General features: G+C 44.3%; 7 protein-coding genes. 6 read left to right on the top strand and 1 reads right to left on the bottom strand.

Annotated elements, in window-relative coordinates; all coding sequences use genetic code 11:
• The first annotated feature begins 387 nt into the window (after positions 1-387).
• A complete protein-coding gene (locus ABKW31_RS22185) occupies positions 388-684 on the top strand; it encodes a hypothetical protein (RefSeq protein ID WP_348618897.1) in 297 nt (98 codons plus the stop codon).
• 149 nt (positions 685-833) lie between these two features.
• On the opposite strand, the gene ABKW31_RS22190 is transcribed toward ABKW31_RS22185, so the two are convergent.
• A complete protein-coding gene (locus tag ABKW31_RS22190) occupies positions 834-2,132 on the bottom strand; it encodes a tetratricopeptide repeat protein (protein WP_348618898.1) in 1,299 nt (432 codons plus the stop codon).
• A 206-nt stretch (positions 2,133-2,338) separates the two neighbouring features.
• On the opposite strand from ABKW31_RS22190, the gene ABKW31_RS22195 reads away from it, so the two are divergent.
• The 5 genes from ABKW31_RS22195 to ABKW31_RS22215 form a co-directional block, all read left to right on the top strand.
• Positions 2,339-2,863, top strand: coding sequence for a type VI secretion system tube protein Hcp (locus tag ABKW31_RS22195; protein ID WP_348618899.1), 525 nt, complete (start codon positions 2,339-2,341; stop codon positions 2,861-2,863).
• Between the two features lie 35 nt (positions 2,864-2,898).
• Positions 2,899-4,827 carry an FG-GAP-like repeat-containing protein gene (locus ABKW31_RS22200; protein ID WP_348618900.1) on the top strand — a complete coding sequence of 643 codons (1,929 nt, stop codon included), beginning with the start codon at positions 2,899-2,901 and terminating at the stop codon, positions 4,825-4,827.
• A 412-nt stretch (positions 4,828-5,239) separates the two neighbouring features.
• Positions 5,240-11,095: a choice-of-anchor Q domain-containing protein gene (locus ABKW31_RS22205; protein ID WP_348618901.1), complete on the top strand. Its 5,856-nt coding sequence runs from the start codon at positions 5,240-5,242 to the stop codon at positions 11,093-11,095.
• Between the two features lie 607 nt (positions 11,096-11,702).
• The gene (locus ABKW31_RS22210; protein WP_348618902.1) at positions 11,703-13,259 is read left to right on the top strand and encodes a tail fiber domain-containing protein; all 1,557 of its coding nucleotides are present in this window, start codon (positions 11,703-11,705) and stop codon (positions 13,257-13,259) included.
• Between the two features lie 9 nt (positions 13,260-13,268).
• The coding region (locus tag ABKW31_RS22215) for a VCBS repeat-containing protein (RefSeq protein WP_348618903.1) at positions 13,269-13,977 on the top strand (709 nt) is incomplete at its 3' end.

Below are 13,977 nucleotides of genomic sequence, written 5' to 3' on the forward strand. Positions count from 1 at the left end.
TATGACGGCGATGGTAAGACAGACATATTGTGGCGCAATATACCTGCTGCACGCAATCTAGTGCACTTAATGGATGGTCTGACAGTCAAAGGCAAAGGTGTCCTGAGACCAACAGATAACACTTGGCAGTTGGCGAAATAACCGCCAACCAATAAAGTAAACTTAAGAATAAAATGAAAGGTCATCTCAGTCATATGAGTTGGCCTTTTTTATATTCGTTAAGGTGTCATTATCAGTAGCGGTTTTAAGTAAGGGCGGCCAACAGATGATGCACTTTAAAGTGCTGGTTTCCCTATTGTTTATTTGTTGCTTGCTAATCGACTAGGACTAAATAGCAAAAACAACGCTTGCGAATCCCTTCAAATATTTCAGACAATAACTTTTTTAATGAGTAAATTAGACATTCTCGTCGGTGTGGCGGTTACCAAAAAGACATTAGCCGCCTCTAAAGCTATCCCAGGTCGGATTATTGACGGGAAGGCATATCTCGATCCCTTCGGCTATGGTGTTGAATCCGCTATAAAAGTTATCGATGAGTCCATTGATACTGCCAATGATTTAATTGTACGTATTGGCGGTACTATTGTTTTACCTCGTACTCATAAATTTTCAGATATTGTGCCCTTTCCATTTGATGACAATTTTTGGCCGATGAAAATTGGTGATACTTATCTCAGCGCCTAGCTGATTATTGACCTGAGCTGCTGAAAAAAAACATTTAGATACCTTACAAACTTGCTTTTTCCCAACAATATTTTTTTATTAAAAAATCTAAAAACAGGTCCAATTATAAGGCCTAGCGTCATTTAAATTGACGCTGCCCCTTTTATTACTTACGCGTGTTTTTTCGCAGTCACAATCCAGCCGTTAACTTGCTTTTCAAGTTCTTTGCGCAATACTGCCTGCTCAAGAGACACAAGTATTAGATTTGCTTCTTTTATGTTTTTTTCAATATAAGATTGCGTGTGGGTGTAGCGGCCATGGACTTCTAGTTTGTATTCTAGAGGTGTTAATTCATCGGTGAGTTTCTCTAGACTGAATACAAATAAACCATCAGGTTTTAGTGCTCTTGCTACTGCGTTAAGAACGTCCTTGAGCTCCCCAAAATAAATTAGGGTATCTGCAGAAACAATGATGTCAAACTTGTCGGTATGCCTGTTGATATAAGTAACAAGATCCTCACATACAAGATCGTCATAACAGCGTCGCTCTTTCGCAAGGTTGAGCATCTTAGGTGACAGGTCAACACCGTAAAGTGTTCTCGCTAAGGGTTTTAATAATGGCCCACATAGACCGGTACCACAGCCTGCGTCGAGTATGTTTAATGTACCGTTAACTTCAGTTATATGTGAGTCGATTGCTTCGGTAATTAATTGTGGTGCTTTGTACTCAAGATGTTCGAGCTTACTATCGAAGCTGCTGGCGAAGTTGTCAAAGGTCTCTTTTATGTATCCGCTCGATGCGCGATGCGGAATATCTTTTCCAGAACACGCGGCTAGCATGTGTTTTACGATTAGGTTATCGGGTTCAAGTTCTAGCCAGTCTTGATAAAATATGATGGCCTCATCAATTCTACCAAGATGGTATAACATGGTTCCAAGGCCTTTGAGCGCCATGGAATATCTAGGTTCAAGTTTGATCGCAGCGCGGTAATGACGCATGGCATCATCTGCTGTGCCTGATGCAGCGAAAGTATTGGCAAGATTGTAATGGGCATCGGCCCAGTCAGATTTCAGTTCAATCGCTTTTTTTAGGTGTATGATCGAAGCTGGGTAGTCTTTAATATGCCTTAACAGGACACCGAGGTTGTTGTTGGTTTCGATCCTGTTTGGTGCCAGTCGCAATGTCTCCTGATAGCAGCGTTGAGCCTCGTCCAGTCGACCAAGTTTGAGATAGATATTTCCGAGATTATTTTGTGCGTCAGGATAATCCGGTTTAACCGAGAGTGAACGTTTAATAAGCTCGATCGCTCTGTCTGTATTACCTTGTTGAAAATTGAGGATGCCGAAAAAGTGCAATCCATCGACATCGTTCGGATTTTTTTTCAATACCTTCTGATAGGCGGCACGTGCTTTTAACGTTTTGCCTGCTTGGTGCAGTGCAAGTGCTCTTTCGATGGGTTCTTGTTTCATACTTAAAGTCGTCGATTTTTTTTTGTAGCGGTCTATGGGAATTTTAGCTAGCGTATTTCTCATGGCATTTAATAGCTCTAGTCATTAATCTGCCGTAGCTTATGTTTATATTGCAACCAAAATACTGGGCCTTCATAATCTTTTCAGAGTATGATTTGCCAATTATATATTTGCAACAAGATTAAAAAACCTAAGGACTCCTCACCATGAAACGCCTACCTACTTATGTTCTCCCACTGGCCTTTTCTGCGCTTGCTACGATTCACTCAAGTTCTTATGCGGCGATTGATATGTTCCTAAAAGTGGGGGATATACAAGGTGAATCAATTGACTCTAGTCACGCAAATGAGATCGATGTACTGGCCTGGAGCTGGCAACTGAGCCAGTCCAAAGACCCTGCCAATCCGATTGTACGTCCAATAGTTATAACCAAATATACAGACTCGGCTTCCCCCCCACTTTACGATTTATTGCTAACTGGCCAGGTCGCTAAGGATGCCACATTAACCGTAAGAAAAGCCGGTGGTAAGGTACCTTTAGAATACATGATAATCACCATGTCCGATGTCACTGTTAGCACGGTTTCAAACGGAGGTAGCGGTGGTGAGGACAGGTTAACTGAAAATATCTCGCTTAACTTTAGTTCGGCCTGCATGAAGTATACGCCTCTAAAACCTGATGGAACATTGGGAACGCCTGCAGAAACATGCTGGAATTATGGTAGCAAATAGTAATCAATAAGTTATCGACTCCGAGTAGTATGCCAATGTTATTATTACGCCACATGCAGAGCGCGTTAATTGTCGGATTTATTCTGCTATTATTTGCGCCTGACGATGTGATGGCCAGCAGGCTGGTAATGTCTGGCACAACATTTCTCAATATTTCTGAACAAGACAGCTTTACCACGCCAGATGGCACTAAGTACTCATCACGCGAAGCTTTCTGGCTAACACGGGACTTGGACGTTCAGGCAAATGACACTGTCGTTTACGATTTCACTTCCCATATTTATTCTGTCTACCAAAACATAACACCTTTTACATTGCTCACTCAGCACGAAGATTTTGCAGACATTACTGCTGCAATAGATTTGGCCGTTTATTCAAAAGACTCCATGTTGTTTCATGTTGATATCGGCAACTCAGAAATCAATGCACCCGATGCCATGACTTTCGTTGGTGAATTTCTATATGGTGCTTTTATTGATGCTGGCTCCACTTTAGATAACGACGCTGATGGCCTAATTAATAAAGACGAGTTAGCAAAGGGGACAGACCTGAACAACCCTGATAGTGATGGCGATCACTTGTTAGATGGCGATGAGGTTAATATTTATTATACCGACCCATTGCTTACTGACACCGATGGCGATGGCCTCTCTGATTTTGATGAAGTTGTAACTCATGGCACCAACCCCACTCTCGTTGATACGGATGGTGATGGGATGCTAGATAAATATGAAGTAGAAAATCAGCTAAATGGCTTAATTGATGATGCTCAACTTGATAAGGATGGAGATGGCTTAACTAATATAGAAGAGTTTAACATCGGCACCAAGGCTAATAGCAACGATACTGACAACGACGGTATTGCCGATGCGGATGATGCCTATCCATTAGTGGCCATTGGCGACTTACTGGATACCGATAACGACGGTGCACCTAATGAGTGTGATGCGGCTTGTACATTCCTTGGCATGGCGGCTGACACCGATGATGACAATGACGGTGTATTAGATGTGAATGATGCTTATCCCCTGGATGCGACTAAATCACAAGAAAATACAAACCGGGTCAGAAACGACCTCAATAACGACGGCAAATCTGACTTATTGTGGCGCAGTTACGACAAGGGCTGGAACTTCCTGTGGGCGATGAATGGCACTGCCACCAGTTTAACCGCACCGATTAATGTGGTGGCTGATGCGAGTTGGGACATGGTGGGTCAGGGAGATTATGACGGTGACAGTAAATCAGATATTTTATGGCGCAATAACATCACCGGGCAAAACTTCATTTACCTGATGGACGGTAAAAACATTAAGGTCCGCGCGACTTTAAATTATGTGACTGCGCCTATTTGGGAAGTCAAAGGCAGTGGTGATTTTAATGGTGATGGTAAAGGCGATGTGTTGTGGCGCCGAGTGGATAGGGGCGATACCTGGTTCTATCTGATGAATGGTTTGAAAATAGGCACTAGCTTGCCTTCGTTATGGGTGACTGACTTAAACTTTGAAATCGCAGCGACAGGCGATATTAATGGTGATGGTACCGATGATGTGATTTGGCGCAATAAGCTAACGGGTATCAACTATATCTGGATAATGCAAGATGGCCAGATAGGCAGTCGCTATACCCTCAATGCCATCAACAAAGATTGGATAATTGCAGGTACCGGTGACTTAGACGGTGATGGCACGGATGACATTATTCTGCGTAATCAGGTTGATGGGCGTAACTGGGCGTACTTAATGGAAAACGGTACGGTTAAAGTCAGCCAGTTAATCAATACGGTGGGCGATACCAACTGGCAAATTGCTAACATAGGTGATTATGACGGTGACGGCAAAGCTGACTTCTTATGGCGTAATGAAGCGACAAGTCAAAACATTGTGCACTTAATGGATGGCTTAAGTATTAAAGCCAGAGGGGTATTAAAGCCAGTGGGTAGCGGTTGGAAAGTGGCGAAATAACCGCCATCCAACAGTAAACGTAAGACTAAAATGAAAGGCCATCTCAGTCACATGAGTTGGCCTTTTTTATTTTAAGCAGATGATAATATTGAGACTGCCTTTTATTTAAAACCTAGCCAATATTTTCATAGTCGACATCAATGGTAATAAATCAGTAAAGATGGGGTATTGATAAGCTTAATTCTATTGTTTGACCGAAAAGTGCAAACATTTGTGGGCTCAGGACAAACATCAATTTGAACTTTCCTTTATATTAATAAGTTAATTTAATGCTGATTTTTCATGACAAATAACGTGAATTGCTATTTTACTCTTGAGGGATATTTCCCCTTTACTTTAGAAACGGCAACACTAATTTTATATATCGATATCTGGAGTAAGGTAATTGAAGGTAATAATTAGCAGGAATTCTGTGAGTAGAATTAAGCTTAAGCAAAATGAATTCAGCCTTATTCGTTTTACCTTAATGCTTTTGCTCAGTACATTAGGCTTTATTAGTACAGGCCTTAGCGCCCAAGAAAATAGTGGTGATTCAACTAGCAGGGTTGCTGAAGTCACGGTATTTGGTACCGAAGAGCGCAACCAATTGTCTAATGACGCGTCTGGTGATGTTGTTATCAAACTTAACCGTCGAAGCGTCCTAGAAGAAGACTTTAACTATGAGTCGCGTTTTACTTATGCCGTTAGCCTTATTAGCGCCGGAGAGTTGGTCATCGAGGACGGCCATGCAAATGGCCTGTATAACTATTACAACGATAGACCCGACAACAAATCCATGGAAATCATGGCCGAAACATTGGTCATCCGCAGTCCTTGGCACTTAAAAGGCACCGACCTCACCATCAACGCGCGAGAAGTACGTTTCGAAGGCAACGGTCAAATCATTACCACGCCAGCAGAAAAATCCATCAGAGCCCCAGCCACAGAATTATCTGGATATCTGAAAGCCATAGGAGCAGCTGGCTTGAATGCTGGCTCTGTTACTGTCTGGGCTGAGACATATATAAATAATTCGTCAACTGTTAATTTTAACTTGGTAGGCGGTAAGGGCCAGGATGCTGGCAGAGGAAAACATGGAGTTAGTGGGACTGTCCTGGCTTACAAAAGTTCTGCTGTGCATAAGGCATCACGTGATGGTGGCTTTTATTGCGAGTGGGATTATGCCTATTACACCCCGCCAGCTGGGTATTTTGTGACACGGTGGAAGAACAATGATGGCAGTATTGTAAGGGGCGTAGAAGCGTGGCCAACTGATGGCTCTGATGCTTTACCAGCGGGGATTCCTGGCAATGGCGGGAAGGGTGGTAGATTACAAATATCAAGTGTGCTTGAATCTTTTAAATATACAGGTGGTGCTGCGGGCGCTATCGGAAGTGCTCCAGCAACGGATCGCAGTAGCAGCATTACTTTGACGGTAGGGGGGGCTGCAGGTATCCCGGAGAAAGCGAAGCACATAGAAACTTGGACCAGTGGTGCGTGTACTGTCCATTTGCGGGAAGATGGTAGTAATGACAGCAAGGCTGGCAAAAACTTTCCTGTACCGTATAGTAACAATGGCGACTCCGGTCAGTTTGCCTCTATTGCAGACCACTACCGTTGGTTGCACCCGCAATTACTCCGTCAAATTCTCAATGATGTGAAAGACGACTATTTACAAAATAGAATTGCCAGTGCCAGAAATGTATTAACTGACTACTCCACCATCATTGAAAACTACCGTCTTGACTCTATAGCCTGGAATGCGGATGGGATATCTGCTATGACCCGCTTCGAATTAAGTCAGATGTATGACGAAATGCAGCTTCTGCTGCAGCAAATAGCCAATGGCCAGGACTATTTTGGTAACCCTAATGGTTGGGTGCCAATGCTCAGTTTTGAAGTCGCGTTGGGAGCGTTTGATCAAGAAATTGATCGCAGCTTAGACATGGTTTACTTAGCGAAATGGATCACCGCCAAGCAGGACAACGCTGCATTGACCATTAAAGCGCTGGCAACGGCACGTGCAGGTTTGGCCGCGGAAATCGACACCGCTAAAGTTGATTATGGGTTTGCCCTGACGGCTTTGGATGACTTTACCGTCGAGTCTGACGCTATCTTAGTCAGAGTGAGAAATTTGCAGCTTGAGTTACAAGCCAAAGACAATGAACTAAAGCTCCAAGCAAAAGAGAATACCAAGCCGTCAGATTGGGAAGTTGGCCTCCGAATTGCGTTGAAAGTAGCCGGTACCATTTGTGAAATGGTTCCGGTTTATCAACCGGCCTTGGGCGCGGCGGGTGGCGCCCTTAATTTGGCAGGTGATTTTGACCCCGAGTCGCCATGGGATACCATCATTGGTGCGGCTGGAATTGCTAATAGCTATGCCGATTCTGGCATTCAAGAAGCCGCCGCGGCTCAACAAGCACAGAATAATAGTGTGGATATTGCGGCCCTCGATAATAAGACTGAGCGCCTGCGAAATTTACAAAGTCTAAGTACAGGGGCCTTGGCCTTGTCGAACGGCATCAAAGGGATTAACGCCACTTTAGAGAAGTCCAAAGCTCCTCAATCAGAGATTGAAGCTGAGCTGAACAAGTTGCGTCAAAGTAATCCGGAATACAAAGCCTTAGTTGACGACATCAGCCAGTTGATTAAAGACAAAGGGGTATTCGCCTCCAAAATGGCCACTACTACCCGTAATATTGCAAGGCTGTCAAGTTTGATAACGCGTAATATATTGGCAATTGATGCCTTGGATGTCACTACTGGCTCACAAATCAATGTGATTGACTCACGAGTCAATTCATACTTAAAAGACATGGAGCGCCGGGCCTTCGATCGTTTGCTTAAGTATCACTATTACATGGCCAAAGCCTACGAATACCGACTAGTCAAAGCTTATACCGGCACCTTAAATTTGGAGACTATGTTTAATAAAATCCTTGAAGTGGTAGCGGGTGCCCACGGTGAAAACGTTGGCGAAACCCTAACGGATGGGCAACGAGATCTTATCAAAGGTGTCTACCGTGACCTAATTGCTAGTACCACAGCAAGCATACTCACCGATTATAATAGTTCTCCGTCTATTCCCGGTGGGTCTCGTTCGTTTAAATTAAAAGCACAACAACTCGACACCCTGAACCGCGGCGAAAAACTTAACTTGAACTTGTACGAGGAAGGTTTGTTTTTGCCTGGGGAAGAGAATTTACGAATAGTTAATCTTGAGGTGGTCAATAATGGTATGACGACAGAGCTGGTCAGTGGCAGCGCTTATGGCTCACCATCTTATGTTCAACTGACCATAGAACATTCAGGCATTTCAAACTTGAAAAAAGACGGTAACGTATTTCAATTCCGCCATTACAATAGTGGTACCCGTAATCCTATTACGTGGAAGAGCCAATACGAGCCAATAGACAATATCATTTCTCCTACACCACCCACGGCAGCAACTGATTCGCTGCTAATGTCATTGGTTCCGGGTCTTGATGCTAGTCAGCAATTGCTTTACTCACGGCCATCTGTCTGGGCAGATTTGAGCATTCACCGTGAAGGGGCGAACGGACAAGAGCAATTTAGATTAGGCCATGATAAGCCCCCAGTACTGATCACTGATATTACCTTACGGGTTACTTTTGACCGAGCGATTAGAGTGGCCAATGTCAAGGAGCTTGGCATTGTGGCTCGCACTGATGCGGGAGAGAAACTCTCGCCGTTATTCTCGGTTGATGAGCTGGATAGAAACCAACGTGGTGATGGGCTGGGCGATATTTTAAGGATCTATAATACAAGTCCCTCCGCAGTGGAGATTACGGCTGAGCAAAGTTTCGGCGCATATACCTTTTCTAAGTGGACCGAGAATGGTCAGGATTACGGCAGTGATCCAACAAATCGTATTGCAACAGTGTTTAAAAATGACGACAGTCGACTGGTTGCAGTGTACGCAATAGCACCACCGGTAATTATTTCTGACCTAAGTGCTTTGGCATTTAAGGGTTCGAATTTTGAATACCAGATCTTGGTGAGCAGTCATGGAGCGACAACTTATACTGCCACCGGCTTGCCAGAGGGATTGAGCTTGGACCCCATATCTGGGCTTATTTCTGGCTTGGTAACTTTCGCTAGGGCATACAATATAGAACTAAGTGCAACTAACCCGTTTGGGACAAAAAAAGCCACACTGGTTATTTCACTTAGTTCACCGGTATTGTCAGTTGAAGATAGTGGTCCGGGTTCGTTGCGTGAAATGATCGTTCAAGCACCGGCTGGATCTGTTATCAACTTCGATCCTAGCCTTAGTGGTCAGACTATTGTACTGAGCAGCGGTAGATTAGAGATTAATAAAAACCTTATTATTGATGCGTCTAATTTAGCCAATGGCCTCACAATAGACGCCGATGGAGTCAATACCCGCAGTGGAGCGTTTTGGATTCGATATGGTGCAAACGTCACGATTAATTCACTGACCATTACCGGTGGTAAAGGTGAGGTTGGTGGGGCGATAGATAATGGTGGCAATTTGACCCTACTCAACTCAATCCTGCATGATAATTCCGCTGATTTTGGTGGTGGAGCCATTTTTAATGTAGGCGAACTAAAGGTGGTTAATTCGACTTTTCACAATAATAGCTCCTTTGGGTATTACGGAGTGGGTGGCGCTATCTACAATAATGCGGGTAAATTGACAATAGTCAATTCCACCCTTGCCGGTAATCAGGCGTTTACGGGCGGAGCTATTTTTAATGAACTCGGTCAGCCATGGTTTATCAGCCTAGAAAATACAGTTGTAGCTGGAAATTCGGCAGATGTTGGCCCTGATATTTATACTAGCCCAGAGTCGACTGTGATTGTTTTAGGTAATAACCTGATTGGTGACAATAGTACGGTTGCAAGCTGGTTTGCTGAAGGTGAGCTAGTGGGTACCGCTGCTAATCCAGTGGATCCTATGCTCGGAGCCTTAGCTGATAATGGTGGCCAGACTTACACTATGCTGCCTTTAACAGGAAGTCCGCTGATCAATAGTGGAATTTCACAAGAGAATACACCTTCTGTTGATCAACGAGGTTTGCCGCGACTCTCTGGATTGTTCATCGATATAGGTGCAGTAGAGCTTCAACAGCAAGGCAGTAATGACAATGATGGCGATGGCATTGCTGACGCTATTGATCCTGATGACGACAACGACGGCGTTCTTGATAATAATGATGTTTACCCGTTGGTTGCGATTGGTGATTATGTTGATACCGATAACGACGGTGCACCTAATGAGTGTGATGCGGCTTGTACATTCCTTGGCATGGCGGCTGACACCGATGATGACAATGACGGTGTATTAGATGTGAATGATGCTTATCCCCTGGATGCGACTAAATCACAAGAAAATACAAACCGGGTCAGAAACGACCTCAATAACGACGGCAAATCTGACTTATTGTGGCGCAGTTACGACAAGGGCTGGAACTTCCTGTGGGCGATGAATGGCACTGCCACCAGTTTAACCGCACCGATTAATGTGGTGGCTGATGCGAGTTGGGACATGGTGGGTCAGGGAGATTATGACGGTGACAGTAAATCAGATATTTTATGGCGCAATAACATCACCGGGCAAAACTTCATTTACCTGATGGACGGTAAAAACATTAAGGTCCGCGCGACTTTAAATTATGTGACTGCGCCTATTTGGGAAGTCAAAGGCAGTGGTGATTTTAATGGTGATGGTAAAGGCGATGTGTTGTGGCGCCGAGTGGATAGGGGCGATACCTGGTTCTATCTGATGAATGGTTTGAAAATAGGCACTAGCTTGCCTTCGTTATGGGTGACTGACTTAAACTTTGAAATCGCAGCGACAGGCGATATTAATGGTGATGGTACCGATGATGTGATTTGGCGCAATAAGCTAACGGGTATCAACTATATCTGGATAATGCAAGATGGCCAGATAGGCAGTCGCTATACCCTCAATGCCATCAACAAAGATTGGATAATTGCAGGTACCGGTGACTTAGACGGTGATGGCACGGATGACATTATTCTGCGTAATCAGGTTGATGGGCGTAACTGGGCGTACTTAATGGAAAACGGTACGGTTAAAGTCAGCCAGTTAATCAATACGGTGGGCGATACCAACTGGCAAATTGCTAACATAGGTGATTATGACGGTGACGGCAAAGCTGACTTCTTATGGCGTAATGAAGCGACAAGTCAAAACATTGTGCACTTAATGGATGGCTTAAGTATTAAAGCCAGAGGGGTATTAAAGCCAGTGGGTAGCGGTTGGAAAGTGGCGAAATAACCGCCATCCAACAGTAAACGTAAGACTAAAATGAAAGGCCATCTCAGTCACATGAGTTGGCCTTTTTTATTTTAAGCAGATGATAATATTGAGACTGCCTTTTATTTAAAACCTAGCCAATATTTTCATAGTCGACATCAATGGTAATAAATCAGTAAAGATGGGGTATTATTAGCTGTTTATAGAAGCAAGCGCTAAAAAGATGGTGCACTTTCTTGTCCTTATTTTTCCCTATTGTTTATTCGCCTGCACTTAGTAAAAAATTGACCGTACAAAACCCTAAATTGTTTTTTTCGGGATTGTCACAGTCCAAATGATTTTGCACGGATTAATGCATAATTGGATATGGTCGCTTAACTAAGCTGACTGAATTTAGTTGTTCACATCATCATGATGTGGATTTGCAAATTTCATCAAAACTTGCTGAATTAAGCAATTTCATTGCAGTTGTTCAATTATTAGCAAAATGTGTGGGTAAAAAGCAAACATCTGTGGGTTGTGTGCAAACTCAATCTTTGAAAATCCATTATTATTGGAATGGTTTTTATAGCATCACGTTTCTAACTCATTGTTTAAAACATCATTTCATTTATGAGGAATACATTACATGCACCTTGCCTATGGTTTTATTGGTTTATTTGTTTTAGCTTCTTCAGCAGCGTCTGCAGACGGGCTTACTGTCCCACATACTTTCAGTAATGGTCAGGTGGCGGACGCCACTGAAGTGAATGGAAATTTCAAGGCACTAGCTGATGAGTCCAATGAGAATGACCTTCGCATTGGGTCACTGGAGGGCGGTAAGTTCACCACACCTTTCCTCTCACTGTCTAATAATGATAAAGGGTCATATAGCACCTTATTTGGTTATGAGGCCGGTTTTAATTTGGCGGTAGCCAGCGAAAAAAATTCAGCCTTTGGCTATAGGGCGCTTTCATTCAACACCACCGGCAATGCGAACACTGCCACCGGGTTTTCAGCGCTTTATTTCAACACGACTGGCAGCGACAATACTGCCAATGGCAATCAAGCGCTTCAGAGCAATTCCACAGGCGAAGGCAACACCGCCAATGGCAGTCAAGCGCTTGTATTGAACACCGAGGGCAGGAATAACACCGCCAATGGCCGTCAAGCACTTTATCAGAATAATACAGGTGATTTTAATACCGCAGGGGGGTATAAAGCGCTTTATTCTAACACGACGGGCAGCTTCAACTCCGCTAATGGCTATGCCGCACTTTATACCAACACGACAGGCATGCATAACACCGCCACTGGCAATCAAGCACTCTATTCCAACATTACGGGCGAATTTAACACCGCCAATGGCATGTCAGCGCTTTTATTCAACACCAGTGGCAGCTACAACACCGCCAATGGTGTTGAAGCGCTATATTTTAACACCGAGGGCTTAAATAACACCGCCAGTGGACGTCAAGCACTTTATTCTAATGAAACAGGCGGCTTCAACAGTGCAGAGGGCTATAAAGCACTTTATTCCAACCAAACGGGCAGCTTCAACGCCGCCAACGGTTATGCAGCGCTTAATTTTAACTCGACCGGCAGCAACAACACCGCCACTGGTAATCAAGCGCTGTATGAAAACCGCACGGGCGGCGGTAACACCGCCATTGGTGCGTTGGCTGATGTCATGTCTGCTAATTTATCAAATGCAACGGCAATCGGCTACAACGCCAAGGTTAGTCGCTCAAACAAGATACGCTTGGGGAACACAGCTGTTACCATTATTGAGGGGCAGGTGCCCTTGACAACAACCTCTGATATCCGCCTCAAGGAATATATCCAAACTACCCGTCTTGGTCTTGATTTTATCAATGACTTAAACCCTGTTCAGTATCATCGCATTAACAATAAAGAAGCTGATCTTGAGCTAGGCATCATTGCTCAGGAGCTTAAAGCGGTGCTTGAAAAACACCATGCTAGCGACTCTGGCATGATCCAGCAGGTGGATGACGGTTATATGTCAGTGCGTTACAACGACTTGATTGCGCCTCTTATTAAATCAGTACAGGAACTCAGTGCTGAGAATCTCATGCTGAAAGAAGCGAGTGACACAAAAATAGCCAAACTAGAAGCTGAATTAGCTGCACAGAAGTCTCAAATGGCTGAACTTAAAGCCTTGGTCATCGCCAGTACCTCTCACTAGGACATGGTCATGAATATAAATAGGCTAAATAAAAGCATTGCGCTATTGATTGCACTGGCTGCATCGCTGCCCGCTCATGCGGGCAACTGGGGGACTATGAGCTATGGCTCGGGCAACTGGGGGGGGACGGATACTGTCCCAGTAGATACTGACGCAGACGGTATTCCCGACGTGAATGATGCTTACCCGTTGATTGCCATTGGGGACTTATTAGATACCGATAACGACGGTGCACCTGATCAATGCGATGCCGCTTGTATATCCATTGGCATGGCAGCTGATACCGATGATGACAATGACGGTGTATTAGATGTCGATGATGCATTCCCTCTTGATCCCACTAGAACGTTCAGGGTCAAGCACGATGTTGACGGCGACGGTAAATCTGATTTGCTGTGGCGCAGTACCGCCAGAGGCTGGAACTTCCTTTGGGCGATGAATGGGGTAAAAACCAAACAAGCATCGCCGATCAATGTGGTACAAGACGATGGCTGGTTGATGGCCGGTCAGGGCGATTATGACGCAGACGGTAAATCCGATATCTTCTGGCGCAATACTATAACTGGCCAAAACTTTATCTACCTGATGGATGGCTTGACGATTAAAACCCGCAAGGTGCTCAACTTCGTCGATGCACCTCAGTGGGAGTTACGTGGTAGTGGTGACTTTAACGGAGATGGTAAAGGCGATGTCATGTGGCGCCGAGTAGACAGAGGTG

Origin of the sequence: Paraglaciecola sp. 25GB23A (genome assembly GCF_040012495.1) — a bacterium.
In the GTDB taxonomy this organism is placed as follows: Bacteria; Pseudomonadota; Gammaproteobacteria; order Enterobacterales; family Alteromonadaceae; genus Paraglaciecola.